Raw genomic sequence first — 25,548 nt, 5'->3', positions numbered from 1 at the left:
AATATCACCAGACTAATCGACAAATCTGGCGTTGCGAAGCGATCATTTTAGGCAAATCACAACTCATCGTTTCCGCCTCAGCGCCGCCGCTTCGGCCGCGCTGACAACGCGGCACGGGCTGCTTCAACGATTGCCGTCTTGTCGATCCGGTGCAGACGGTAGGCATCAGCGATCGTGCCGGTCTGACCGAAATTCTCGACGCCGAGGCCATGAACGGCGTGGCCGTGAACACCACCAAGCCAGGCAAGCGTGGCCGGGTGACCATCGATCACCGTCACCAGCCGCGCATCGCTTGCAAGCGGCGCGAGCAATTGCTCGATATGCGCCGGCGCGTCAAAGGCGCCAAGCTGGCGCGCCCGCTGCGCTGCCGTCCACCCGGCATGCAAACGATCAGCAGACGTTACCGCAAGCAGGCCCGCACCAGGGCAAAAGGACAGGATCTCCCCCACCGCCGCTGCAGCATCGGGCGCGACAACGCCCTGGTAAATCACCGCCAGTGGCGAGCCCTCCACAGGCGGGCGCAGCCAGTACGCGCCATCGATAATCGAATTGCGCAGCGGCTCATCCATGGAACGGATAAGCTGGTCGAGCGGGCGCGTCGACAGGCGCAGATAGACCGAGCCCCCTTCCCGCTCATGGACCCAGTCGCCAGCCTTGGCTTTCCCTTCGCGCTGGATATAGGCAAAGCCCCATTCAAGGATGGCGGCCAGTTCGTCAACAAAAGCGGGCTCGAACGCCGCCAGCCCGTCTTGCGACATGCCGATGAGAGGCGTTGCAATCGACTGATGCGCCCCGCCTTCGGGCGCAAGCGTGACCCCCGACGGGGTGGCGACCAGGACAAAGCGTGCATCCTGATAGCAGGCGTAATTCAACGCATCGAGACCACGCGAGATAAACGGATCATACAGCGTACCAATGGGGATCAGGCGCTCGCCAAAAAGCGTATGCGACAGGCCAAGCGCCGCCAGCATCAAAAACAGATTGTTCTCGGCAATTCCCAGTTCGATATGCTGGCCGCGACTGCTCGCTTCCCAACGCTGCGGCGACATCAGCTTGCGCAGGGCAAAAATATCCTCGCGGGCATTGCGCGCGAAAAGCCCACGCCCGTTGACCCACGGCCCGAGATTGGTCGAGACCGTCACATCGGGCGATGTCGTGACGATGCGGTCGGCAAGGGCGGAATTGCTTTTGGCGATTTCAGCAAGAAGTTTTCCAAAACCCTCCTGCGTCGACATGGCGCCCCGAATGGCTGGTAGCGGCACTGTGCCAACCGGCACCAGCGGCGCGGACAAGCGCCGCGGTCCTTTTTGACTGAAGGGCACCGTGGTCAGCGCTGCTTCCAGATCGGCTTGCGCTCTCTGCATGCCTGAAAAACGCTGCCATTCAGCGCCATCCAGGATGCCCATGTCATCGCGCAGTTTTGCCCACTGGTCCTTTGTCATCAGACCGGCATGATTGTCTTTGTGCCCGGCAAAAGGCAGACCATGACCCTTGATCGTGTAGGCGATGAAGCACACCGGGCGATCGCTTGGCGCATTTTCGAACGCCTCGACGACCAGCGCCATGTCATGACCGCCGAGATTGGTCATCAGGCGATGCAACTCGCCATCATTATAGCCTTCAATCAGCTTCAACGTGGCTGTTTCGCCGGAAAGATCGGCCTGCAGCTGATTGCGCCAGGCCGCGCCGCCCTGGAATGTCAGGGCTGAATAGAGGAGGTTCGGGCATTCATCGATCCATTGGCGCAGCCGCTCGCCGCCCGCCTCCTTGAAAGCAGCCTCCAGGAGGTAACCATATTTGAGGGTGATGACCTCCCAGCCAAGATCGCGGAACACCGATGCATGCTTTTGAAAGAGCTGGTCGGAGACGATCGAATCGAGGCTTTGCCGATTGTAATCGATCACCCACCAGCAATTGCGGATATTATGTTTCCACGCCTCCAGCAGGCACTCGAAGATGTTACCCTCATCGAGTTCGGCGTCCCCCATCAACGCCACCATGCGCCCCGGCGCCCATCCTTTCATAAGCCCCTTTTCACCCAGATAATCCTGCACCAGCGCCGCAAAGGCGGTAACCGCAACGCCAAGCCCGACCGAGCCGGTCGAAAAATCGACGTCGTCGATATCCTTGGTGCGCGAGGGATAAGACTGAGCCCCGCCAAGGCCACGAAAATTCTGCAATTTCTCGACGGTCTGGTTTCCGAGCAGATATTGAATGGCATGAAACACCGGGCTTGCATGCGGTTTCACCGCCACCCTGTCCTCGGGCCGCAGGATACGCAGATAAAGCGCCGTCATCACTGTCACCAGCGAGGCGGAGGAGGCCTGATGACCGCCGACCTTTATACCATCATCATGGTGGCGAGCATGATTGGCATGATGGATAGTATGGGCAGCCAGCCACAGAATTTTTCGCTCAAAAGCCTCGAGTGTGGCAATGTCCATCACCCTATCAGCCCCCGCTCCGGCGGCCTGTCTTGCACGTGCTGGCATGAATTCCTCAAGTGTCTGGCAGCGTTGGGCTTTACAATTCGCGCTCGCCGGATGCACGCTTGAGCGCTTCGCAGCAAGCGCGTACCAACAACCGCCGGCCGATCATCCATGAACCTAACCGGAAAGTCCAAGGGGGCAAGGCATTGAATAACAGGACTATTGACGGCACGCGCCACTCACTGAACCGGCAAAAGTTGATCGGGCAGTTCACGCCCAAGCTCGTTTCAGTATTTCGCGAGGGCTATCGCTGGGATGATCTGCGCGCCGACACGTTCGCCGGCTTGACGGTGGCGATTGTCGCCCTGCCGCTCGCCATGGCAATCGGTATCGCATCGGGCACGACGCCCGACCGTGCTCTGATCACGGCCATCATCGCCGGAGGCCTCATCTCGGCACTGGGCGGCTCGCGGGTGCAGATCGGCGGTCCGACGGCTGCCTTCATCGTCGTCGTTTTCAATGTCATCCAGACGCACGGCATCGATGGGCTTATCCTTGCCACCTTTATCGCCGGCCTGATGCTGATATTGGTAGGCTTTCTGCGTCTAGCCGTTCTCATCAAATACATTCCCCATCCGGTGATCGTCGGCGTGACAGCGGGCATCGCCGTATCCATTTTTGTCTCGCAGATCCGCGAACTGCTCGGCGTCAACGTCAACATTCCCGGCGAATTCCTGGGCAAGATGGAAGTCCTTTGGGCCGCCCTCCCTCAGACGCGCCCGCAAACAGTGCTGGTTGCAGCGCTGTCACTGGCGCTGGTGCTGGGCATCAAACGCTACCTGCCGCGCCTGCCCAACATGTTGACAGCTGTTGTCATCGGCTCTCTGGCCGTCAGCATGCTCGGCCTTGACGCCGACACCATCGCTACCCGCTTCGGCGGAATTCCTTCGAGCTTTCCCTCGCCCGTTTTTCCATCGATCGATCTGCCCCGCATCATCGCTATCCTGCCAAGCGCTGGAACGATCGCCCTTCTCGCCGGTATCGAATCCCTGCTGTCGGCCGTCATCGCCGACGGGTTGACCGGGCGGCGCCACCGCTCCAATTGCGAATTGGTGGCGCAGGGCGTAGCCAATTGCGCCAGCGCCCTTTTTGGCGGCATCTGCGCCACCGGCGCCATTGCGCGCACCGCCACCAACATCCGCGCCGGCGGGCGAACCCCGGTTGCCGGCATCGTGCATGCCGTCTTCCTGCTTTTGTTTATGCTGGTCGCATCGCCCCTGCTGTCCTACATTCCTCTGGCGACCCTCGCAGCCATCCTCTCCGTCGTTGCCTGGAACATTGCGGAAGTACATGCCATTGGTGACATCCTGCGCCATGCCCCGCACGGCGACAGGCTGGCGCTGGTGGCAACCTTTTTTCTTGCCGTGTTCACCGATATCACCCAGGCGATTGAAATCGGCATCATCATCTCGGCGCTCTTCTTCATGCATCGTATGGCCGAGACTGTCGGCATCAGGCAGCATCGAGAAGACACCGTGCCGCCGGACCAAGAGCGATTTGATGCGGCGTTGACGAATAATGACTATGTCGTTTTTCGCATTCTCGGGCCTTTCTTTTTCGGTGCCGCCTCCAAAGTTATCCAGACGATGGAGGACACAGGCATCAGCCCCAGAGCCTATGTACTTGATTTCAGTGAGGTCCCGTTTGTCGATTCGACCGCTATGGCAGCCTTGACCGGGTTTGCCAGCAAGGCGCGCAAGAGCGGATCACGGCTGATCATCGCCGGCGCCGCGCCGGCATTGAGCACCAAGCTGACAACCATGAACGGCGAGCTGAGTGGAATGGAACATGCAGCCTCCGTGGCAAGCGCTGTTGCCAGCCTCCACCGCGCCGCCAGCCAGGCTTAAAACCCGTCATACCCTTCTACCGGCCCGACGAAGTGCCGGTATGTCTGTGCCACCAGCCAGCCGGCATCAACCGGCAGGGTATGCCCGGTGATGGCGGCTGACTGTTTTGACAACAGAAACAAAATCCCGTCGGCGATGTGCTCAGGCATCACCTGCATGTCGAGCGCATGCGCCCTGCGAATACGTTCACCATCACGCTCGCCCGTCTGGATCTTGGCCAGCAAGGGCGGCGTCATTGTGTAGGTCGGCGCCACCGCATTGACCCTGATGCGATGGGGACCGTATTCCACCGCCAGCAATTCGGTCAGGCCGCGTATCGCCACCTTGGACGGATTATAAGCCGGCAAAGGAAGAGGTTTGAAGGAATTGATCGAACCGACATTGACAACCGCCCCGCCACTGCCTGCCGCGATCATGCGCGGGCCGAGTGCGCGGATCATGATGTAGGTGCCACGGTAATTGACCCGCCAGATTTCATCGTGGCGGTCCATGTCCGATAACCATGACACCTTGGGCGCTTCCAGAATTCCGGCGCAGTTGACAAGACCATAGGGTACGCCGCGCTGGGCGATGATGGCTGAAACGGCCGCCTCGACGCTGGCATCATCGCGGACATCAACCGGCTGGAAAGTGACCTGCTCTCCCTCCCTGGCAAGTTCATCAACCGTCTGACGCCCGTGCGGCGTGTCGAGATCGGCCACCACAACGCGATAGCCTTCAGCCGACAGTTTTCTGACGGTTGCCAATCCGATACCGCTCGCTCCACCGGTCACCACCACCAATGCATCCTGCACCTGACCCGTCTCCTTGTGTTTGCCTGCGCCAACGCGGCACGTTGCGGGAACGCTCACTTCGTGGAAAACAGTAGCACATGGAGATTATTGGCAGGCAAGGGCAAAGCCCCGCGCCGACAAGCGAACCAAAGACCGACGATCACTTTGATTGTCTGGTGCTGGGCGGCGGCCCCACCGGCCTCGTTACCGCGTTGCTGCTGGCCCATCAGGGGTTGCGGGTTGCGGTGCTGCGCCCGGTGACCCGCGAGCCGGCGCAATTTGCCCGCACGACCGCCTTGCTGACGTCATCGATCACCCTGGTTCGTCATCTGCGTATCTGGCCGGCCCTTGCCGATGCGGTTGCGCCGTTGAAAAAAATGCGCCTGATCGATGATCGGGATCGCCTGATCAGAGCGCCAACGGTGACCTTTGATGCTGGCGAACTCGGTCTTGAGGAATTCGGCTTCAACATTCCGAATGCCGCACTCAATAGGGCGCTTGAAGCGGTTGCCGCTCAGACAGCCGGCCTCACGCTGATCGGAGGCGAAGCCACGGAGATTGCCAGCGACCGCGATAACGCGCACGTCCTTTGCGCCGATGGTCGCTCTCTTTCCGCAAATCTCGTCATCGGCGCCGATGGCCGGCAATCTATCGCCCGCAAGGCCAGCGCTATCGCGACCCGCTCCTGGCGCTATCCACAAACGGCATTGACGGTCAATCTTGCTCACAGCGTCGATCATCTTGGCATATCGAGCGAATTTCACACACGCTCAGGGCCTTTCACTCTGGTGCCCCTGCCAGGGCAGGCTTCAAGTCTCGTTGCCGTGGTATCGCCAGATGACGGTCAACGCCTGATGAGCCTTGAGCCGGATGTGCTCGCTCAGGAACTCACGCGTCGCGCGCATCATCTGCTTGGCCCTCTGACGCTGACGTCAAAGCCGGCGGCCTTTCCTCTCAGCGGCCATGCGGTGACAGGCTTTGCCCGCGGGCGCATCGCGCTTGTAGGGGACGCCGCGCATGGCCTGCCGCCGATTGGCGCACAGGGCCTTAATCTCGGATTGCGCGATGCCGTGCATCTGGCCGACGCTGTTCTGGCCGGACGACGCCACTCCAGTGACGTTGCCCATCCTGCCGTTCTGTCCGCCTATAACCGCTCACGACGCGCCGATGTGTGGAGCCGCACCGCCGCCATCGATATCGTCAACCGCAGCCTGCTGGCTACGCTGCTGCCCTTTGACGCCGCGCGCAGCCTGATACTGTCAGCCGCGCGTGACATTCCCCTGCTGCGTCGCCAATTGATGCAGGCTGGCCTGCCACCACCTGCCTTCGAAGCAGCGATGCGGCGCCTTGGCATTCGCGCTGATGATGCGAGCTGACCAGTTGCCGCGCTAAAGGCGCGGGCTGCGCGACACGTGCAGGTCAAGGTCGCGGATTTTCTTGCGCAACGTATTGCGGTTGAGACCCAGCATCTCGGCAGCCTTGATCTGGTTGCCGCGCGTCGCTTCGAGCGAAGCGGCGATCAACGGATATTCAAGGTCACGCAGGATGCGATGATAAAGACCGGGCGGCGGTAATTTATCACCAAACCCCACAAAGTAATTTGTCAGATATCGCTCGATGGCCGTCGACAGCGTCTCATCACTCTCACTGATGAGATCGCCAGCGCCAATGACGGTCGGCTGAGCCAGTTCCTGATCAATCAGCGCCGTCGTCACCACATCCTGCGGGTAGAGCGCGGTCAGGCGCCGGATCAGGTTTTCAAGTTCGCGCACATTGCCAGGCCAGCGGAAGCGCTTCATCCGCTCCAGAGCGGCAGCCTCGATGTCCTTGCGCGGCAATCCTTCCTCGGCGGCACGCGCAAAGAAATGACGCACCAGATCGGGAATGTCTTCCACCCTTTCGCGCAACGGCGGAATTCGGATGGGGACAACATTGAGCCGGAAGAACAGATCCTCGCGAAACAATCCCTGATTGATCAACTGACGCAGATCCTTGTTGGTCGCAGCGACGATCCGCACATCCGATTTGATCGGCGTGCGCCCGCCCACGCTGGTGTATTCGCCCTGCTGGAGGACGCGCAATAACCGGGTCTGAGCCTCCATCGGCATGTCGCCGATCTCATCAAGGAACAGCGTGCCACGCTCTGCTTGTTCAAAGCGACCCACCGAGCGCGCCTGCGCCCCGGTAAATGACCCCTTTTCATGCCCGAAAAGTTCCGATTCAATGAGATCACGCGGAATGGCAGCCATGTTGATGGCAATGAACGGGCCATTGCGTCGCTTGCCGTAATCATGAAGCGCGCGTGCCACCAGCTCCTTGCCGGTGCCCGATTCTCCGCTGATCATCACCGTCAGATCGGTTTGCATGAGGCGCGCAAGAATGCGGTAGATTTCCTGCATCGCCGGTGAACGGCCAATCAGCGGCAGCCGCTCGACATCCTCGTCAATTTCGGGCTTGCCCGCCTCGCGCCGCGGTTCGGCCAGGGCTCTGCCAACGATGCTGATCAATTCCTTCAGATCGAACGGTTTGGGCAGATATTCATAAGCGCCTTTTTCCGACGCACGGATCGCTGTCATGAAAGTATTCTGGGCGCTCATGACAATGACCGGCAATTCGGGGCGCAGCCGACGAATACGTGGCAGGATTTCAAACAGATTGTCATCTGGCATGACGACATCCGAAATCACCAGATCACCATCGCCATTCGAAACCCAGCGCCATAATGTTGCGGCGTTCGACGTCAGGCGCACATCATGCCCTGCCCGCGACAGCGCCTGGTTGAGCACCATGCGGATTGCCGCATCATCATCGGCTACCAGAATACATCCGCGCGACATGTGTTTATCCCTTGATTTCAGGAGCGGAACGACGAAATTTCGGCAACAGCACGCGAAACGTTGTGCGTGACGCCTGCGGATCAAGTTCGATCACGCCACCATGCGAGCCGATGATCTTGGCAACCAGCGCCAGCCCCAGCCCGGAGCCGGAGACCTTGGTCGTGACGAAGGGATCAAACAGACATCCCCGCATATCTTCAGCCACGCCCGGGCCGTTATCGCGTACACAAAATTCAAGCGGCAGGCTGACGCGCTCGCTCGATCCGGGAAGCGTCAGCCGCACACCCTGCCGGAAGGCTGATGACAACGTGATTTCCGGATCCTTGACGTCGCGCACCGCTTCGGCAGCGTTCTTCACGAGATTAAGAAAGACCTGCACCAGCTGATCGCGATTGCCCATGACAGATGGCAGCGACGGATCGTAATCCTCGACAAAACGCACACCTTTGGCAAAGCCCGATTGGGCAATGCGTTTGACATGCTCCAGCACCATATGGACGTTGACCTGTTCTCGTTCGATCGGTCGCTCGTCGGAGAAGACTTCCATGCGCTCGACCAGCCGGACGATACGATCCGCTTCCTCGGTGATGAGCGTGGTCAGGCTGCGGTCATCGCCTGAAACAGCCGTCTCGAGCAGTTGCGCGGCACCGCGAATGCCCGACAGAGGGTTTTTGATTTCATGCGCCAGCATGGCGGCGAGCCCCGTCACCGACCGCGCCGCGCCGCGATGCGATAACTGCCGGTCGATTTTTTCGGCAATTCCCCGCTCCTGCAACATGACGACAACATGATCGGGCGGCACAGCCAGCGGCGCTGCGTAGATATCGACGATCCGCCCCGCTCCCAGGCGCGGGCTGCCGATGTCGACGCGATATTCGTTGACCGGAGCGTGGCGCTGCCGTGCCTGCTCGACAAGTGACAACAACGGACTGCCGAAGGGAGCGATGTCATCGAGCGTCTGGCGGCGCAGCAGCGACAATGACGTCTGCAGAAAGCTTTGCGCCGCATCATTGGCCGTCACGATCAACGCTTGCGGGTCAATCAGCAGAACGGGATGCGGCAACGCATTGAGGATAGCATCGTCAAACGATACGAATGGAAAGGATACCAATTCACTGCTCGTCTGCGGTATCATGCAGCCCTCCTCTGTGGCGGGCTGTCAAACAGATCGTCGATGGCCTGCTGAACGCCGGCAGGGTCATCTGCGGACAATAATCGCTGCCGCACATCGCCCGCGATGTCATCGCGATGGAACAGCCGGTTCACATAAGCGGCAAGATGCTTGCGCACGATCCGCCGCCCCAGCACCGTGCCATGGTGCGCGAGACTGTCATCATAATGGGCACGCATGATCAACCTGATCTCGTTTGCTGTCGGTTGCACGCCTGGACCCTCTATGCCCGCCAGGCTTTGGGCGATGTTGCCAACCAGCCAGGGCTGACCGATCGATGCGCGCCCGATCATCACGCCATCGGCTTTGCTCAACGCCAACGCGTTCTGCGCGCTGGCCACATCGCTGACGTCACCATTGACGATGACAGGAACCGATACTGCGGCTTTGACCGCGCCGACCGCCAGCCAATCCGCCTGGCCCTGATAGAACTGCGCTCGCGTACGCCCATGAACGGTCAGGGCGGCAGCGCCTGCCTCGGCGGCGCGCCTGGCAATGAGCGGCGCATTGCGCGATGCGTCATCCCACCCCAGCCGCATCTTGACGGTGACGGGTATGGCGACTGCAGCAATCACCGCTTCCAGCAGGCGCAGTGCCTGGTCAGGCTCGCGCATGAGCGCCGCGCCCGCCCATCCATTGATCACGCGTTTTGCCGGGCAGCCCATATTGATATCGATGATGTCGGCACCCTCGCCTTCCGCCAGACGCGCCGCGCCCGCCAGGCTTGTCGCGTCGCACCCCGCGAGTTGAATGATTTTTATTCCAGCGCCGCTTGCCGCAATCTTGCGCCGCACGGCCGCTGTCTGCTGGAGCATCTCCCCACTCGCCACCATTTCCGCGACGACCGCCGATGCGCCAAACCGCATGGCGAGTTTGCGGAACGGCGCGTCAGTGACGCCAGCCATCGGCGCCAGCAGCACCCGGCCTGCCAATGCGATCCCACCAATTTTCAGCTTTGTGTCAGACAAACGCACCATCGACTGCTTAATTATTAATCATATCATCTACTGCCCAGACCTTAGCCATATCCCTTTTGCGCTGCAACATCATTTTAATCGTGATACGACAGCCCGTTTTTGTCTGTCGGGGTCCTTCATGAATGAGTCTTCTGCACAAGGCGCAAATGCGGCTCTGGTTGTCGCGGCCGGGCGTGGTGTCAGAGCCGGCGGTGGCCTGCCCAAGCAGTATCGCACCGTGGGTGGCCAGCCGATCTTGCGGCGCACCATCGAAAACTTGCTGAATATGCCTTTTTTTGCACGCGTTTTATGCGTCATTCATCCCGATGATGCCGCTTTATACGCGATGGCGATCGACGGCCTGAGTGGAGCGGAGCGGCTGCTCCCGCCCGTTACAGGCGGCGCCAGCAGGCAGGCATCGGTCAAGGCGGGTGTCGAGGAACTGGCAAGACTAGAATTCAAGCGGATCGTAGTCCATGACGCGGTGCGTCCCTTTGCCACTGCGACCTTGTTCGAGCGGGTTATTGAGGCCTTGGCAGGAGCGCCGGGGGCGATCGCCGCGCTGCCGGTGAATGACACATTGAAGCGCGGGTCAACCGGTCACATGATCACTGATACTATTGACCGCGCCGGATTGTTTGCCGCCCAGACACCCCAGGCCTTCCGTACCGATGCCTTGCTTGCGGCTCATCGTCTGGCAGCAACAGCCCAGCGCGAGGATTTTACCGACGACGCTTCGCTTCTCGAGTGGCAGGATCAGCCCGTCGCTCTGGTGGATGGTGAGGTTGATAATTTCAAGATAACCGCGCCCGCTGATTTTGCCCGCGCCGAGCGCCTGCTGTCGGCCCATGAGCGGCAGATCATCCGCACCGGCCTTGGCTATGATGTCCACGCCTTCACCGACGGTGATCACGTGACGATTGGCGGCATCAAAATTTCTCATAATCGCGGTGTTCTTGCCCATTCCGATGGTGATGTCGTCCTCCATGCCCTGACCGATGCCATACTGGGGGCTTTATGTGATGGTGATATCGGTCGCCATTTCCCACCATCCGATGAACGGTGGCGCAACGCACCCTCTGATCAGTTTCTTGCTTTTGCCGCCGCAAGAGTGCGCGAGAAAGGCGGTTTACTCATCAATCTGGACGCCACTTTGATCGCCGAAGCCCCGCGTGTCGGCCCGCATCGCGAGGCGATCCGTCGCAAGATCGCCGAGGCGGCGATGCTCCCGGTCAACGCCGTCTCGATCAAGGCGACCACCTCGGAACAGCTTGGTTTTGTCGGCCGACGCGAAGGTCTGGCCGCCATGGCGCTCGCGACCATTTCGCTGCCGGCCTCGGCGCCGAACGGCAATGACGCGGGCGATGAGTGAGGCCATGGACACAAATGAAGATATCGCTTCGCAGGTGATCACCCTTTGCCGGGCACAAAACATCAGGATCGCAACGGCTGAATCATGTACAGGCGGTCTCATCAGCGCCGCCCTTACCGCAATCCCGGGCTCATCCGACGTCCTCGACTGCGGCTTCGTCACCTATTCCAACCTGGCAAAAATGGCCATGCTCGGTGTTTCTGAAACCGCTCTCGCGCGTCATGGCGCGGTCAGCGAGGAAGTCGCGCGCGCCATGGCCGAGGGGGCGCTGGCGCGCTCGCCTGCATCCCTCGCCGTTGCCGTCACCGGCATTGCCGGGCCTAATGGCGGTTCGGCAGAAAAGCCGGTCGGACGGGTGCATGTTGCCGTTGCGCGCCATGGCAGGCCAACCATCCATGAGCGGCTCGACCTTGGCGATCTGGGTCGCTCAGCGGTGCGCGAGCGGACCGTCAACCGCGCCCTGGAATTGCTCAGAAACGCCGTTGCTTAGAAAATGCCGCGAAAAAGAGGAAAGCGGCTTTTCGCTAACAGCATGCGCTAGCGCTTCGACCACAACCGGCGATAGATGGCGGCTGGCAGATCGGTAAAATCATCGCTCCATGGCTTCACGTCAGCCACCGGCGCAAGTGACCACCATTTCGCGCGCTGTATCAGGTCATCAAGATCGGCAGGGGCGCGGGCAAGCGCGATCACATCGGCTGCTGACCGATACGTGTTCTTAAAATCATCGTTGGTGGATAAGCGCCTTGCGCCCGTCAAGCCCAGTACCTCGGCATTTGCGGCAACCACCGAGGCCAGTTCGAGATTACGATTGCTCACATGCATCAGGAGCAGCCCGCGCGGCGCCAGCTTGCGTGCATAAAGGCTCATCGCCTCAACCGTCAAAAGATGAGTGGGAATTGAATCGGAGGAAAAAGCGTCAAGTACAATCAGATCCTGCGACCCATCGCCAAGCGAGGTCAGCGTCAACCGTGCATCGCCGATCGAGATCTTGCGGCGATCGTCGGGGGACATGAACCCGAACTGCCGCTGATCAAGCGCGATTTCGACGACAGCGGGATCGATCTCGAAATAGCGCCAATCGTTCTGGTCGCGCCCGTACCACGCCAGCGCACCTGCGCCCAGCCCCACGATGCTGGCGGAAAACTGCGCCTTGCGACGCCGCACGCTGTCAATGGCATCGGCAAACGGACTTTCGGGATGATAATACGTCGTCGGCGGCGCGTCTTTGACTATCGCTCCAGCGCTGTCCGTCATCTGCCGCGCGCCATGCAGTGTCGTTCCGTGGAAAAGAAGGCGAAAGCGACCATCAGTGCTCGCAACCATCCGATGGACACCAAAAAACGAACGCACGCTCTCGGCCTTGCCATTTAACGGGCTGAGCCAGGCTTCACCCGCCAGCAGCGCTATCGCCACTGTCAGGGCAGCCAACATGTGCCGGTACAGCAGAACAAAACTCATGACCGCCATCACCAGACCCAACACCAGAACCGGCTCCCGCTGCGGGCCGGTGACGTCAGGAAAAGCATAGAGGCAGGAAACGATCGCGCCACCGATGACGATACCAAGCGCGAGCGCTTTGCCCGTCTTCGCCCAAGTCGGTGGTGCCAGAATGAGTGGAGTTGCGAGGCAAAGCAGCAGAGTGATCGGGAATTCGGCAATCGACGAAAACAACAGAGGCGCCAGTAATGCCGTGAAACTGCCACCCAGCACGCCACCAAGTGACATTGACAGATAAAACAGCGTCAGCCTTTCCTTTTCGGGCCGCAGAGCAACGAGCGCGGCATGCGCGCTCATTGCCGCGATGAAGAGAGCCGCCAGATCGAGCAGGACGCTCACTGCGATATCCGGCGTCAGCGCGAAGCTGCGCGCCACGATCACCATGCCGATGATGGCAAGTTGCAACCGGTGCAGAACCTCGGACGATACCAGCGGCGTTTTGCGGAACGTAAGTACAAACGTCAGCAGGAAGAGCGCCAGTGGCACCACCCACAGGAAAGGCGCGGCAGCAATGTCGGATGAAATATGCGCAGTCACCGCCACGAGCAGTGCTGAGGGAATAAAGGCGAGCGCGATCCATTGGCACACACGCCGGAACGCCAGCGGCGCAGCGCTTGTCACACGCGCGATAATCGCCTTGGATTGCGCCTGACCAGCGGTAATCCCCGCCGCCGCGATCAGGACCGCAAGCGCTGCAAAACCAAGCGACCACAGGCTGCTTTGCGCCACCAGCCCGAAATTTGGCTCAACGATCAGCGGATAGCTCAGAAGGCCGACAAACGACCCGATATTGGAGGCGGCGTAAAGATGATAGGGATCTTCACCCGCCGCGTGCTGGCTGCGCGCAAACCACGCCTGAAGCAAGGGCCCATTGCCGGCAACGGCAAGGAAGGGTACGGCTACCGCCATCAAGAAGATTGTCACGAACCACATCACCGACCCCTCGCCCGCCGGAAGCGCAGCGTTGCCTGGCAGGGCAATCGGCAGGAAGGCGGCAGCGGCGGCCATCAACGCGACATGGATCACCGTGGCGCGACGGATCGAGGCACACGACGACAGCGCGTGCGCATAGGCGTAGCCGGCAAGCAGGACGGCCTGAAACATCACCATCGCTACCGACCACACGGAGGGTGACCCGCCAAGAACGGGCAGCACCATGCGGGTGAACAACGGCTGGATGGAAAACAGCAAGGCGGCGGAAAGAAAAAGAGCCGCAACCGTCAGCGGCAACAAGGCAAACCGCACTGCAAAATTTGGCGATGACGCCGGTGAAAGGGTGGAAATAGCCATGGAGGACGCCCGCTGAGGTAAATCGATGGCATCACCTCACCACAAAGCTCTCAACAAAAGCTTGCGTCAGCCAGCAATTTTACGCGCACCGTAGACGGTGTCTGCGCGCTTTTCGAAGGCCTCGGCGAAGCGCCCGAACACCCTGTCGAAGACGCTGCCCATGACCATGGCAAGCGTGCGCGAGCGCAACTCATACGACAGTTTGAAATCGACGAGACATCCCTGTGGCCCATCGGCGCCGAACGACCAACAATTTTCGAGGCTCTGCAAAGGCCCGTCGACATAGGTGACGATGATCGTCAGTTGCGAGCGATCGAGAGCAACGCGGCTGGTAAACGTCTCGCGGAAGAGTTTGTAACCAATCGTCATTGCCGCGGTCACCAACTCACTGCCATCTTCCCTCTTGCGGCGCGAGCGGATGACGAGCTTCTCGCACAAGGGTACGAAGTGCGGATAACTTTCGATGTCCGCCACCAGATCAAACATCTGCTCTGGCGTGTAGTTGACGCGCCTCTGGCTGGTGATTTCCGGCATCAGACTTTGGCAGCACGCGCCTGCCGTGCCACCTTCAGACGGGCGAAATCCTCGCCCGCATGGTGCGAGGAGCGCGTCAGCGGCGACGATGACACCATGAGGAAGCCCTTGGTGTAGGCAATCGTCTCGAAGGCTGCAAACTCGTCCGGCGTGACAAAGCTGATCACCGGATGATGCTTGCGGCTGGGCTGAAGGTATTGGCCGATAGTGATGAAGTCGACATCGGCCGAGCGCAGATCATCCATCAATTGCAGAACCTCGTTCCGCTCTTCCCCAAGGCCGACCATGATGCCCGATTTGGTGAAGATCGACGGGTCAAGATCCTTCACCCGTTGCAGCAGGCGCAGCGAGTGAAAATAACGCGCGCCAGGGCGCACCGTCAGATAGTTCGAGGCAACCGTTTCCAGATTGTGGTTGAAGACGTCTGGCTTTGCCGCGACGACCGTTTCCAGCGCCCCCTCTTTGCGCAGGAAGTCAGGGGTGAGAATTTCAATCGTTGTCGTTGGCGAGGCGGCCCTGATGGCACGGATGGTCTGCGCGAAATGCTCGGCCCCGCCATCATCAAGATCGTCGCGGTCAACCGAGGTGATCACCACATGGCTCAGCCCGAGCTTGGCGACCGCCTCGCCCACATGCGCCGGCTCATGGGCATCCAGCGCCCCCGGCAGGCCGGTCTTGACGTTGCAGAAGGCGCAGGCCCGCGTGCAGGTATCGCCCATGATCATGAAGGTGGCGTGCTTCTTTTCCCAGCACTCCCCGATATTCGGGCAGCCTGCCTCCTCGCACACGGTAACGAGCTTGTTCTCCTTCACGATCGCCCGCGTCTCGGCATATTTGGGCGAGCCCGGCGCCTTCACCCTGATCCAGTCGGGCTTGCGCAGCACCGGACTGTCCGCCTTATGCGCTTTTTCAGGATGGCGCGGGCGCGGATCGGCATGCAACGTATCAATCAGATTTGCCATGGACCTACCGTCAGAACACTCACCCGTAAAACGGGTGCGGAAACAGCGCACGCAACGACAAAGGCGTCGGGAGCGACCGCCGATCCTGTCAGATCGCTGTCCGCTCCAGCGGCACGAACAGCACCCTATATCATTTACCCCCGCGAGCGAAGTAGCCCGCTGGCCCCTGAGACACCATGTCAGCCGACGGGCAGCAGATGAGGCCGTATCAATTGGCGTTCATCTGCAACGCCGTGACCGTACCGAAACGGCTGACATGATCGTCAATATGTGACGTGATCTGGCGGCAGACACACTGATCTTTGCCTGATGACTTGGCCGCATACATCAGCGCGTCAGCGACAGCGATGGCGCGGTATTCATCTTTCGGGGGCTGGGCGAACAGGGCCCCGCCCAGCGATGCCGTCGCAGAAAAACCGTTGATCAGCATATCATCCTTGATCGAAAGCCGTATCCGCTCGCAGATTTTGGCCAAGGCAGACAGCGTCGCAACATTGACAAGGCAGGCGAATTCATCGCCGCCCAGCCTTGCGACGCTGTCTTCACCGCGCACCGCTTTCGCAATCGCCTTCGCAGCAACCACCAGCAACCGGTCGCCAGCCGCATGGCCCTCCTGATCATTAACGCGCTTCATGCCATCAAGATCGATATAGACGATCCCGAACGGGTGCCCATCGCGCTTCTGTCGCTCGATCGATTTCGACATCTGCGATAGATAGGCCGTGCGATTGGGCAGTCCTGTCAATTGGTCCGACAATGCCAGCGTCCCGACGGCGCGCATCGTCTGGCGCAGATCAAGGGCGGTTACGATCGATTGCGCCAGCACACGCAAGGCATCCAGCTGGTAAGTGTCAATCGTCCGCGGTTTGGTATCAACCACGCACAACGTTCCAAGGGGAAAGCCCTGTTTGGTAATCAGCGGAATGCCTGCGTAAAATCGAATTCCAGGGGGGCCGACGACCAGATCATTATCGGAAAACCGGCAGTCCTGAGTGGCATCTGTCACGATCAGCGGTTGCGATGCATCAAGGATAGCGTGAGCACAGAATGACAAATCGCGATGCGTTTCGCTGACTTCCAGCCCAACCTTTGACTTGAACCATTGACGATCTGAATCAATCAAGGAAATAAGGGCCATCGGGCAATCGCACAAGCGTGCCGCCAACCGTGTAATGTCGTCGAAATTCTGTTCGCAAACGCTATCAAGGATCTCATAATTGTGCAGCGCCTTCAGGCGCATCGCTTCATTCAAGGGAATAGGCGCCCGGCTCATCTTGGTTTTCCCGCTTATGTTTTGCGGTAACATATATATGATTCGACACTTAATTAAAAATTAGCCGCGATTTCGTCGTTCGATTACATGCATCTTTATACTCTGCCGGGCTTCGATTATTGGTGTTGATGATGTGTTGATGATGTGTTGGTGATGCGTTGCTGAAACGATCAGCGTCGCAAATCCGCGGTATCTGCAAACCTGAGGAAATCAATTAACCTCGCGCGCGGCCGTTGACGAAATGCAGTATTCTTTTAGGCCGCATCTTCGGGACGACAGGGATGGACACGCTCGCCTCCGTCGATCCGGCGGGTGGTTGATCAAGCCTGATGACGATCCCGCCCTTGATCTGCTCTACCGATAACGGTCGCGGTGCGTTCTGCGCGTCGAATGCCAGTCGCGGTTGCGTGTTGGAGGCCGAGATGTGGACCTGCCAAACGGTCCCGATCGTGCCGCCGCATTGCGCCTCCTGGATACGCCAGAACATCCCGTCGCTGAAATAGCCATCGGCCAGCGTCACGCGCGGACAGGCATCCTGCACCGCCCACCAGCGCACCAAAAGCGGCGCCACGCTCAAACCCAGCGCCACCAGCCCGAAAGCCAGCAGAACGGCGCGACTTCTGGTCAGTTGTGGCATTGCTGGGACCGCCTCGCCAAAAGCGACCAGACCGCGCCGCTCAATCGGCGCACGCTCAAGCGTTCAGCACCCTGCCATAGGCATCAAGCACGCTCTCCTTCATCATTTCCGACAGTGTCGGATGCGGGAAGATGGTGTGCATGAGGTCTTCTTCCGTGGTCTCGAGGTTCATCGCCACCACAAAGCCCTGGATCAATTCGGTCACTTCCGCGCCCACCATATGCGCACCCAGCAATTCACCGGTTTTCTTGTCGAAGATCGTCTTGATCAAACCATTATCCTCGCCAAGGGCGATCGCCTTGCCATTGGCGGCAAACGAGAAGCGCCCGACGCGTATCTCGCGGCCCGCTTCCTTGGCCCTGGCTTCGGTGAGACCGACAGAAGCCACTTGCGGGTGGCAATAGGTGCAGCCGGGGATCTTGTTTTTGTCCATCGCATGGACCGGCAATCCCTTGATGTGCTCGATGCAGATCACCCCTTCATGTTCAGCCTTGTGGGCCAGCATGGGTGGTCCCGCAACGTCGCCGATGGCATAAACACCCGGCACATTGGTGCGCCCGTAGCCGTCAATGACGACGCAGCCGCGCTCGCTCTTCACGCCCAGCGCTTCCAGCCCGAGATTCTCAATGTTGCCAACGACACCCACCGCCGAGATCATACGCTCCGCCGTGATGGTCTGCTTGTTACCCTTGTCGTCTTCGACATGCGCCGTGACGCTGTCCTTGCCTTTCTCGACCTTCGTGACTTTGGTCGAGGTGAGGATTTTCATGCCCTGTTTCTCGAACGCCTTGCGGGCAATCGCCGACACCTCCGCGTCTTCAACCGGCATCACCTGGCCCAGCACTTCCACCACCGTCACCTCCGCCCCCATGGTGCGGTAGAAGGACGCAAACTCGATGCCGATCGCCCCGGAACCCATAACGATCAGCGATTTTGGTATCGCCGGCGGCACCATTGCCTCGAAATAGGTCCAGATGAGCTTGCCGTCTGGCTCCAGCCCGGGCAGCACGCGCGGACGGGCACCCGTGGCAACAATGATGTGCCTGGCCGTATACGTACCGGCTCCCTGCGTGCCCTTGGGTATCGGATTTTGCGGCAGCATGGGTGCCTTCTTGCTATCCGCAACGATGATCTCGCCGGGCTTGGTGAGCTTTGCTTCACCCCAGATGACGTCGACCTTGTTCTTCTTCATCAGATACCCGATGCCGCCGTTAAGCCGCGCCGAGACACCGCGCGAGCGCTTCACGACATCGGCTGCCTCGAACCCGATCTTGCCCTCGATCTTGAGGCCGTAATCCTTGGCATGCTGCATGTAATGATAGATTTCAGCCGAGCGCAGCAGCGCTTTGGTCGGAATGCACCCCCAGTTGAGGCAGATACCGCCCAGATGCTCCCGCTCGACAATCGCCGTCTTGAAGCCAAGCTGGGCTGAGCGAATGGCTGTCACATAGCCGCCCGGTCCCGAACCGATAATGATGACGTCATAAGCGGACATGGGGGCGACCTCTCGTCTGGCGGATCACAACAGGCGACGTTGCGCTGATTTCGCGCAATCGTCGTTCAGGGTGGTGAATGTTTCGTCGATCGACGCAAACAGGCTTGCAAATTCATCCGGTGACAACGTTTCGGCTTCCTTGGCAACCCGCAGCATATCCCAGGACAGCTTGGCATAAAGCCCGCGGACATCATCTTCACGAAAATTGGCAAGGAAGGTGCTGAGTGCGCCGAAATGGTAGGCAAGCGTGCGCAAATCAGTCGGGCGCGACGCATCGGCGAGCCTGGCGTTGGCATCTTCTGCCTTCAGCCGAAACTGAAAAAAGACATCGATGATGTCGCGGCAGGTGCGCAGATTTTCTGCCCGCAGCACGTTGCGCTGGACCGAGTCGATGCTGCGGGAATAATTCCATGACTGATAGGCTGAAGACAGCACCGAGCACAGCGCGACGACGAGTGAAATATTGGTCGCCGTAAAGATTTTCCGCAATCGCCGCGCCAGCAGGAAGCGCGGGCGATCACCAGCACCCTTGCGCCCGGCTTCCGGCGCTTCGCCAGACCCCGAGAAGCGTTGTCCGGCACCTGGAATGGGATCCTCCGACATCAGGCCTCGACGGTCGTCAGACAAGCATGCTCATCGGCCGTTCGATGAACCCTTTGAAAGCCTGCAACAGCTCGGCTCCGAGCGCTCCATCAACGGCGCGATGATCGCATGACAATGTGACCGACATGACGGACGCTGCGGTCAACTGGCCATTGCGCACCACGGCGCGCTTTTCGCCAACTCCCACGGCCAGAATCGTCGCGTGCGGCGGATTGATGACAGCCGTGAACTGCTTGATGCCGAACATGCCGAGATTGGAGATCGCCGTCGTTCCGCCCTGATATTCGGTTGGCAGGAGTTTGCGGATTTTGGCACGTGCGGCAAAATCCTTCATGTCAAGGGAGATCGCCGACAGGGATTTGCGCCCGGCATCGCGCACGATGGGCGTGATCAGCCCGTTGGGGATCGCCACCGCCACACCGACATCGGCCCGTTTATGTTTCAGCATCGCCCCTTCGGTGAAGCTGACATTGGCATCTGGAATGGCATGTAGCGCCATCGCCATCGCCTTGATGACGAAATCATTCACCGACAGCTTGAAAAGCGGCTTGCCATCCCTGAGCGGCGCGCCGGCATTGGCCTCTTCACGCAGACTAAGAAGCAGATCGAGATCGCAATCAGCGGTCAGATAGAAGTGCGGAACATTCTGCATCGATTCAGTGAGGCGCCGTGCAATCGTGCGTCGCATATTGTCGTGCGGAATTTCGTCGTAGCTGCCTGGCTCGAAGAATTTCTTGATCTGCTCATCCGGCGGCAGGCTGGACACCGCCTTTGCCGGCGCGGGCGCGACGGCGGCGCTTGCCGGTCGTGCTGTGCCGGACGCCATGGCGGCGCGCACATCGCGCTCCACGATACGCCCGTGCGGGCCGCTCCCTGCAAGCCCCACCAGGCTCAACCCGGCATCTTTGGCAATGCGTCTGGCAAGCGGCGAAGCAAACACCCGGGCGCCGGTTGCTGCCATTGCCGCGCCGGTTGCAACCGGGGCCGAAGGCGCAGCCGCGACCGCGATTGGTGCGGCAGACGCCGCAGGCGCACTCACGGCTGCAGGCATTGCAGCAACGGGCTTCTCGGCCGATGGAGCGGCGACGGCGGTCACATCTTCCCCCTCGCCCGCAAGCACCGCGATCAACTGATTGACCGGAACGTCGGCTGTACCTTCCGGCACCACAATGCGCGCCAGCACGCCTTCATCGACCGCCTCGACTTCCATCGTCGCCTTGTCGGTCTCGATCTCGGCGATCACATCGCCGGATTTGATCTTGTCGCCTACTTTTTTCAGCCATTTGGCAAGATTGCCCTTTTCCATCGTCGGAGAAAGGGCGGGCATCAGGATGTTGGTTGGCATGACCCGCTCCCCTCAACGATAGGTGATGGCGCGAACCGCCTGGACGATCTCGGCTATCGTCGGCAACGCCAGCTTTTCGAGATTGGCGGCATAAGGCATCGGCACGTCCTTCCCCGAGACACGCAGCACCGGTGCATCCAGGAAATCGAAGGCATGCTCGACGATGCGCGACACCACTTCCGCGCCAACGCCCGATTGCTGCCAGCCTTCCTCGATGACGACACAACGCCCCGTCTTGCGGACCGAGGACAAGATGGCGCCGGTGTCCATGGGCCGGATGGTGCGCAAATCGAGGATCTCCGCATCGATCCCGAGCTTTTCGAGTTCAGCGGCTGCCTTGCTGGCATAGGTCATGCCAATCGACCAGGCAATCAGCGTCACGTCCTTGCCCGCCCGATGGAGGCGCGCCTTGCCGATCGGTTCAACAAAATCATCATTCTTCGGCACCGGCCCGCTGACGCCATAAAGAATTTCATTTTCCAGGAACACCACCGGATTGGGATCGCGGATGGCTGCCTTGAGCAGGCCCTTGGCATCCGCTGCATTCGACGGCGCCACCACCTTCAGACCCGGCACATTGCTGTACCACGGCGTGAAATCCTGGCTGTGCTGGGCGGCAACACGGGCTGCCGCGCCATTGGGGCCGCGAAAGACGATCGGGTTCTTCACCTGTCCACCCGACATGTAGAGCGTCTTGGCCGACGAATTGATGATCTGGTCGATAGCCTGCATGGCGAAATTGAACGTCATGAATTCGATGACCGGTTTCAGGCCCGCCATCGCCGCGCCCGCGCCCAGGCCGGCAAAGCCGTGCTCGGTGATCGGCGTGTCAATCACGCGACGCTCGCCGAATTCCTGGAGCAGCCCCTGGGTGATCTTGTAGGCGCCCTGATATTCCGCGACCTCCTCGCCCATGACGAACACCAGCTCATCACGGCGCATCTCTTCTGCCATCGCATCCCGCAGCGCCTCGCGCATGGTGATGTCGGACGTCTCGGCACCCGCTGCCATCCATGCCCAGGGTTGGGCTTTATCCCACGACCACGGACGACCATCATCGCTCGCAGCATCCATAGCCGGTTCATGTTCGGCTGATGCCATGGCAGGCATGATCGCCGGGGCAGCGATCGGCGCCGCTGAGGCGGCTGCCGGTGGCGGAGCGCTTGCAGGCGCTGCAACCTGAACGTCGCCAGCGCTTTCCCCTTCACCGATCAGAACGGCGATCGGCGTATTGACCAGAACGTTCTCTGCGCCTGCTTCGATCAGGATTTTTCCCAGAACCCCTTCATCGACCGCCTCGACCTCCATGGTCGCCTTGTCGGTCTCAATCTCGGCGATGACATCGCCCGACTTGACGCGGTCGCCTTCTTTTTTAAGCCATTTGGCGAGTTTTCCCTGCTCCATCGTCGGGGAAAGCGCCGGCATCAGGATGTTGGTTGCCATCTCTCTTCTCTCCCCTTACGCGTACACATCCGTCCACAATTCGGACGGATCAGGCTCAGGGCTGGTCTGGGCGAATTCAGCTGCCTCGGTGACGACCGCACGCACCTCAGCATCGATCTTCTTCAGATCATCTTCGTTGGCGACCTTGTTGGCCAGAAGCCGCGTTTTGACCATCTCGATGGGATCGTGCTCGTCACGCATTTTCTGGACTTCATCCTTCGAGCGATATTTGGCCGGGTCCGACATCGAGTGCCCGCGATAGCGATAGGTCTGCATCTCGAGGATGATCGGTCCATTGCCGCCGCGACACCATTGGGCGGCACGCTCGACGGCATCCTTGACGGCGCGCACATCCATGCCGTCAACCTGTTCACCGGGAATATCAAACGAAATGCCGCGGCGCGAGAAATCCTTCTGCGCCGAGGCGCGCGACACCGCGGTTCCCATAGCATAGCGGTTGTTTTCAATCACATAGATAATCGGAAGCTTCCACAGCTCCGCCATGTTGAAACTCTCGTAGACCTGCCCCTGATTGGCCGCGCCATCACCGCACGAGGCGACGCACAGATTGTCATTGCCGCGATACTTGTTGGCAAACGCTAACCCGGTGCCAAGCGAAATCTGGGCGCCGACAATTCCATGCCCGCCGAAAAAGCCCTTCTCGATGGAAAACATATGCATCGAGCCGCCCTTGCCACGCGAATAGCCGCCGCTGCGCCCGGTCAACTCGGCCATCACCCCCTTGGGGTCCATACCGCATGCCAGCATATGGCCATGGTCGCGGTAGCCCGTGATCACCTGATCGCCGGGCTTCAGCATCATCTGCGTGCCGGTGACAACCGCTTCCTGCCCGATATAGAGGTGACAGAAACCACCAATGAGCCCCATGCCATAGAGCTGGCCGGCACGCTCCTCGAAGCGCCGGATCAGCAGCATCTCGCGATAGGCAGCCATGTCTTGCTGATGAGTCCACGAGCCGACGCTTTTATGACCAATGCGCGGACTGTCCGCTGATTTTGCATTCGTGCTGGCTTGAGATGCCTTTTTCGCCGCGACTGCCATCGTTCCTCCCGCAACCGTGAACAAACATGACTTAACCCAATAACCGAACTTGCCGGCAAAAGCGAGCCGTCAGCGCTGCCTGACGATTAATCACAAATCCTTACAGGCTTTGACAAATTAACCTTCTGGCGCCACTTCAGTTTGTTCAATGCCCACAGGCGGATGCTAGCGAGACTGCGACGAATGCGCGTCGCGCTCAATGATCACAACATCGTTGCCATGAGACCAGTTGAGGGCGTCCCGGGCCTGCTCCTCGAGAAAATCAGGATCGAGCTTGTCAGCGCTCAGAAGGTTGACGCGCCGCTCCCACAAGGCGCGTTCGCTACGAACCAGGCCGTGCTCGTTCTTCAACTCAGCGATCCGCGTGATCAGCTCTCCGCGCGCCTTCAGGCCAAAACGTCCATGGTAGGCATGGTAGACAAAATAGCCGCTACCCCCTGCAAGCACGACAAGCAGGATCGCAGCAAGCTGCCATTGGCGCATCGAACGGCGGACCATCGCTCTCTCTTTTCATGTTAGCACTTCGATATTGGCGTGCGCATTATTGAGAAAACGTTGACGCAACCGGGCTGACTTAACGCAGAACCGTTTTTCCCGGATAAAGCGCGCTCGCACCAAGCCCTTCTTCGATACGCAGCAACTGGTTGTATTTGGCCGTCCGGTCAGAGCGCGCAAGCGAGCCGGTCTTGATCAGTCCGCAATTGGTGGCAACCGCCAGATCGGCGATCGTCGCATCCTCGGTCTCGCCCGAGCGGTGTGACATCACCGAACGGAAGCCTGCCTTATGGGCCATGTCGACTGCGGCCAGCGTTTCGGTCAGCGTGCCGATCTGGTTGACCTTGACGAGAATGGCGTTGCCCATTTTCTGCTCAATGCCCAGCGTCAAGCGTTTGGTATTGGTGACGAAGAGGTCATCGCCGACCAGCAGCGCCTTGTCGCCGACCGCCTGGGTGAGTGCCGCCCAGCCAACGAAATCGTCTTCCGACATGCCATCTTCAATCGAGACGATTGGATAGGAGGCGACGAGCTTTGCCAGATACTTCACTTGCGTATCGATGGAGCGCGTCTTTTTCTCGCCCTCATAGACATAGGCGCCGCTCTTGAAGAATTCGGTGGACGCACAGTCGAGCGCGATGGCGATATCCTTGGCCGGCTTGTAACCGGCGGCGGTGATCGCCTCGAGAATGAAATCGAGCGCGGCTTCCGCATTTTTCAGATTGGGAGCAAAGCCGCCCTCATCGCCGACGCTGGTGCTGTGCCCCTTGTCGTGAAGCTTCTTCTTCAGCGTGTGGAAGATTTCTGAGCCCCAGCGCAGGCCTTCGGCGAAGCTTTTCGCTCCCACCGGCATGATCATGAATTCCTGGAAGTCGATGGGATTGTCAGCATGCGCACCACCATTGATGATGTTCATCATCGGCACCGGCATGGTGCGTGCGCTGGTGCCGCCGACATAGCGGTAAAGCGGCAGGTTGGCACTTTCGGCAGCCGCCTTGGCGACAGCGAGCGAGACACCGAGAATGGCATTGGCGCCTAATTTTGATTTGTTCGGCGTGCCGTCAAGCGTGATCATCGCCTGGTCGATAGCCACCTGATCATCAGCGCCAAGCCCCACCAGTTCGCTGGCGATCTTGTCGTTGACGGCGGCCACCGCCTTCTGCACACCCTCGCCAAGATAGCGCTTGCCGCCATCGCGCAGCTCAACCGCCTCATGTGCGCCCGTGGACGCGCCCGACGGCACCGCCGCCCGGCCGAACGCCCCATCCTCCAGCACGACGTCGACCTCCACCGTCGGATTGCCCCGGCTATCGAGAATTTCGCGGGCGTGGATGTCAACTATGGCGGTCATTTCAAGCTCCTTGCGCAAGATCGGCGTCGTCCTTTTAGCTGAGATGACGAAGATTTCCAGCCATGCGTGATTGCTTTGCCGCGCTCCCTGACCTATCGAGGCGCCGCATTGCC

At 59.9% G+C, this 25,548-nt stretch carries 21 protein-coding genes; 4 read left to right on the top strand and 17 right to left on the bottom strand.

The genetic code is table 11. From position 1 onward, the window contains the following. Positions 1–77 precede the first annotated feature (77 nt). Positions 78–2,492: a transketolase gene (locus tag ACINK1_RS03840; protein ID WP_376801040.1), complete on the bottom strand. Its 2,415-nt coding sequence runs from the start codon at positions 2,490–2,492 to the stop codon at positions 78–80. A 194-nt stretch (positions 2,493–2,686) separates the two neighbouring features. On the opposite strand from ACINK1_RS03840, the gene ACINK1_RS03835 reads away from it, so the two are divergent. Further along, entirely contained in the window at positions 2,687–4,336 is a 1,650-nt protein-coding gene (locus ACINK1_RS03835; RefSeq protein WP_376801041.1) for a SulP family inorganic anion transporter, read from the top strand. Here the strand turns inward: ACINK1_RS03835 and ACINK1_RS03830 are convergent. Continuing rightward, positions 4,333–5,130 (bottom strand): SDR family NAD(P)-dependent oxidoreductase, encoded by a 798-nt coding sequence (locus ACINK1_RS03830; protein WP_376801042.1) that lies wholly within the window; start codon positions 5,128–5,130, stop codon positions 4,333–4,335. The genes ACINK1_RS03835 and ACINK1_RS03830 overlap by 4 nt on opposite strands. A gap of 77 nt (positions 5,131–5,207) precedes the next feature. On the opposite strand from ACINK1_RS03830, the gene ACINK1_RS03825 reads away from it, so the two are divergent. Then, a complete protein-coding gene (locus tag ACINK1_RS03825; RefSeq protein WP_376801043.1) occupies positions 5,208–6,485 on the top strand; it encodes an FAD-dependent monooxygenase in 1,278 nt (425 codons plus the stop codon). A gap of 12 nt (positions 6,486–6,497) precedes the next feature. On the opposite strand, the gene ntrC is transcribed toward ACINK1_RS03825, so the two are convergent. From ntrC to dusB, 3 genes are read right to left on the bottom strand one after another with little or no spacing between them, the layout of a single operon-like run. Further along, a complete protein-coding gene (gene ntrC / locus ACINK1_RS03820; protein ID WP_376801044.1) occupies positions 6,498–7,946 on the bottom strand; it encodes a nitrogen regulation protein NR(I) in 1,449 nt (482 codons plus the stop codon). A gap of 4 nt (positions 7,947–7,950) precedes the next feature. Continuing rightward, positions 7,951–9,081, bottom strand: a complete 1,131-nt coding sequence (locus ACINK1_RS03815) for a nitrogen regulation protein NR(II) (RefSeq protein ID WP_376801045.1) — start codon at positions 9,079–9,081, stop codon at positions 7,951–7,953. After that, the gene (gene dusB, locus ACINK1_RS03810; protein ID WP_395759972.1) at positions 9,078–10,094 is read right to left on the bottom strand and encodes a tRNA dihydrouridine synthase DusB; all 1,017 of its coding nucleotides are present in this window, start codon (positions 10,092–10,094) and stop codon (positions 9,078–9,080) included. The genes ACINK1_RS03815 and dusB overlap by 4 nt, the downstream gene beginning before the upstream one ends. Before the next feature lie 118 nt (positions 10,095–10,212). Here dusB and ACINK1_RS03805 point away from each other — a divergent pair, with 118 nt between their 5' ends. Beyond that, positions 10,213–11,445 (top strand): bifunctional 2-C-methyl-D-erythritol 4-phosphate cytidylyltransferase/2-C-methyl-D-erythritol 2,4-cyclodiphosphate synthase, encoded by a 1,233-nt coding sequence (locus ACINK1_RS03805; RefSeq protein WP_376801047.1) that lies wholly within the window; start codon positions 10,213–10,215, stop codon positions 11,443–11,445. 4 nt (positions 11,446–11,449) lie between these two features. Then, positions 11,450–11,935, top strand: a complete 486-nt coding sequence (locus tag ACINK1_RS03800) for a CinA family protein (protein ID WP_376801048.1) — start codon at positions 11,450–11,452, stop codon at positions 11,933–11,935. Between the two features lie 47 nt (positions 11,936–11,982). On the opposite strand, the gene ACINK1_RS03795 is transcribed toward ACINK1_RS03800, so the two are convergent. From ACINK1_RS03795 to eno, 12 genes are all read right to left on the bottom strand, one after another. Next, positions 11,983–14,235 carry a spermidine synthase gene (locus ACINK1_RS03795; protein ID WP_376801049.1) on the bottom strand — a complete coding sequence of 751 codons (2,253 nt, stop codon included), beginning with the start codon at positions 14,233–14,235 and terminating at the stop codon, positions 11,983–11,985. A 66-nt stretch (positions 14,236–14,301) separates the two neighbouring features. Continuing rightward, entirely contained in the window at positions 14,302–14,769 is a 468-nt protein-coding gene (locus ACINK1_RS03790) for a type II toxin-antitoxin system RatA family toxin (RefSeq protein WP_376801050.1), read from the bottom strand. Beyond that, entirely contained in the window at positions 14,769–15,731 is a 963-nt protein-coding gene (gene lipA / locus ACINK1_RS03785) for a lipoyl synthase (protein WP_376801051.1), read from the bottom strand. The genes ACINK1_RS03790 and lipA overlap by 1 nt, the downstream gene beginning before the upstream one ends. Before the next feature lie 208 nt (positions 15,732–15,939). Further along, positions 15,940–17,004, bottom strand: coding sequence for a sensor domain-containing diguanylate cyclase (locus ACINK1_RS03780; RefSeq protein ID WP_376802922.1), 1,065 nt, complete (start codon positions 17,002–17,004; stop codon positions 15,940–15,942). Between the two features lie 214 nt (positions 17,005–17,218). Beyond that, positions 17,219–17,641, bottom strand: coding sequence for a hypothetical protein (locus tag ACINK1_RS03775; RefSeq protein ID WP_376801053.1), 423 nt, complete (start codon positions 17,639–17,641; stop codon positions 17,219–17,221). Positions 17,642–17,696: 55 nt separating this feature from the next. Then, positions 17,697–19,136: a dihydrolipoyl dehydrogenase gene (lpdA, locus tag ACINK1_RS03770; RefSeq protein WP_376801054.1), complete on the bottom strand. Its 1,440-nt coding sequence runs from the start codon at positions 19,134–19,136 to the stop codon at positions 17,697–17,699. 24 nt (positions 19,137–19,160) lie between these two features. Beyond that, positions 19,161–19,739: a hypothetical protein gene (locus ACINK1_RS03765; protein WP_376803762.1), complete on the bottom strand. Its 579-nt coding sequence runs from the start codon at positions 19,737–19,739 to the stop codon at positions 19,161–19,163. A gap of 16 nt (positions 19,740–19,755) precedes the next feature. After that, entirely contained in the window at positions 19,756–21,084 is a 1,329-nt protein-coding gene (locus ACINK1_RS03760) for a pyruvate dehydrogenase complex dihydrolipoamide acetyltransferase (protein ID WP_376801056.1), read from the bottom strand. Between the two features lie 12 nt (positions 21,085–21,096). Further along, complete coding sequence (locus ACINK1_RS03755) at positions 21,097–22,527, bottom strand: pyruvate dehydrogenase complex E1 component subunit beta (protein ID WP_376801057.1); 1,431 nt, start codon at positions 22,525–22,527, stop codon at positions 21,097–21,099. A 15-nt stretch (positions 22,528–22,542) separates the two neighbouring features. Then, entirely contained in the window at positions 22,543–23,589 is a 1,047-nt protein-coding gene (pdhA, locus tag ACINK1_RS03750) for a pyruvate dehydrogenase (acetyl-transferring) E1 component subunit alpha (RefSeq protein ID WP_376803761.1), read from the bottom strand. A gap of 165 nt (positions 23,590–23,754) precedes the next feature. Further along, a complete protein-coding gene (locus ACINK1_RS03745) occupies positions 23,755–24,087 on the bottom strand; it encodes a septum formation initiator family protein (RefSeq protein ID WP_376801059.1) in 333 nt (110 codons plus the stop codon). Positions 24,088–24,163: 76 nt separating this feature from the next. Further along, positions 24,164–25,435, bottom strand: a complete 1,272-nt coding sequence (gene eno / locus ACINK1_RS03740; protein WP_376801060.1) for a phosphopyruvate hydratase — start codon at positions 25,433–25,435, stop codon at positions 24,164–24,166. Between the last annotated feature and the right edge of the window lie 113 nt (positions 25,436–25,548).

Origin of the sequence: Raskinella chloraquaticus (SeqCode), assembly GCF_021731865.1 — a bacterium.
Lineage (GTDB): Bacteria > Pseudomonadota > Alphaproteobacteria > Rhizobiales > UBA4765 > Raskinella > Raskinella chloraquaticus.
Note: the sequence above shows the minus strand (reverse complement) of the source record. Positions and strands in the feature narration are given on the sequence as shown.

Coding starts and splice junctions, on each gene's coding strand:
- ACINK1_RS03805 (WP_376801047.1), top strand. CDS start 10,213: ATGAATGAGTCTTCTGCACAAGGCGCAAATGCGGCTCTGGTTGTCGCG.
- ACINK1_RS03765 (WP_376803762.1), bottom strand. CDS start 19,739: ATGTCGGAGGATCCCATTCCAGGTGCCGGACAACGCTTCTCGGGGTCT.
- ACINK1_RS03780 (WP_376802922.1), bottom strand. CDS start 17,004: ATGAGCCGGGCGCCTATTCCCTTGAATGAAGCGATGCGCCTGAAGGCG.
- eno (WP_376801060.1), bottom strand. CDS start 25,435: ATGACCGCCATAGTTGACATCCACGCCCGCGAAATTCTCGATAGCCGG.
- lipA (WP_376801051.1), bottom strand. CDS start 15,731: ATGGCAAATCTGATTGATACGTTGCATGCCGATCCGCGCCCGCGCCAT.
- dusB (WP_395759972.1), bottom strand. CDS start 10,094: ATGGTGCGTTTGTCTGACACAAAGCTGAAAATTGGTGGGATCGCATTG.
- ACINK1_RS03815 (WP_376801045.1), bottom strand. CDS start 9,081: ATGATACCGCAGACGAGCAGTGAATTGGTATCCTTTCCATTCGTATCG.
- pdhA (WP_376803761.1), bottom strand. CDS start 23,589: ATGGCAGTCGCGGCGAAAAAGGCATCTCAAGCCAGCACGAATGCAAAA.
- ACINK1_RS03800 (WP_376801048.1), top strand. CDS start 11,450: ATGGACACAAATGAAGATATCGCTTCGCAGGTGATCACCCTTTGCCGG.
- ACINK1_RS03760 (WP_376801056.1), bottom strand. CDS start 21,084: ATGCCAACCAACATCCTGATGCCCGCCCTTTCTCCGACGATGGAAAAG.
- ACINK1_RS03840 (WP_376801040.1), bottom strand. CDS start 2,492: ATGCCAGCACGTGCAAGACAGGCCGCCGGAGCGGGGGCTGATAGGGTG.
- lpdA (WP_376801054.1), bottom strand. CDS start 19,136: ATGTCCGCTTATGACGTCATCATTATCGGTTCGGGACCGGGCGGCTAT.
- ntrC (WP_376801044.1), bottom strand. CDS start 7,946: ATGTCGCGCGGATGTATTCTGGTAGCCGATGATGATGCGGCAATCCGC.
- ACINK1_RS03745 (WP_376801059.1), bottom strand. CDS start 24,087: ATGGTCCGCCGTTCGATGCGCCAATGGCAGCTTGCTGCGATCCTGCTT.
- ACINK1_RS03795 (WP_376801049.1), bottom strand. CDS start 14,235: ATGGCTATTTCCACCCTTTCACCGGCGTCATCGCCAAATTTTGCAGTG.
- ACINK1_RS03775 (WP_376801053.1), bottom strand. CDS start 17,641: ATGCCACAACTGACCAGAAGTCGCGCCGTTCTGCTGGCTTTCGGGCTG.
- ACINK1_RS03790 (WP_376801050.1), bottom strand. CDS start 14,769: ATGCCGGAAATCACCAGCCAGAGGCGCGTCAACTACACGCCAGAGCAG.
- ACINK1_RS03825 (WP_376801043.1), top strand. CDS start 5,208: ATGGAGATTATTGGCAGGCAAGGGCAAAGCCCCGCGCCGACAAGCGAA.
- ACINK1_RS03755 (WP_376801057.1), bottom strand. CDS start 22,527: ATGGCAACCAACATCCTGATGCCGGCGCTTTCCCCGACGATGGAGCAG.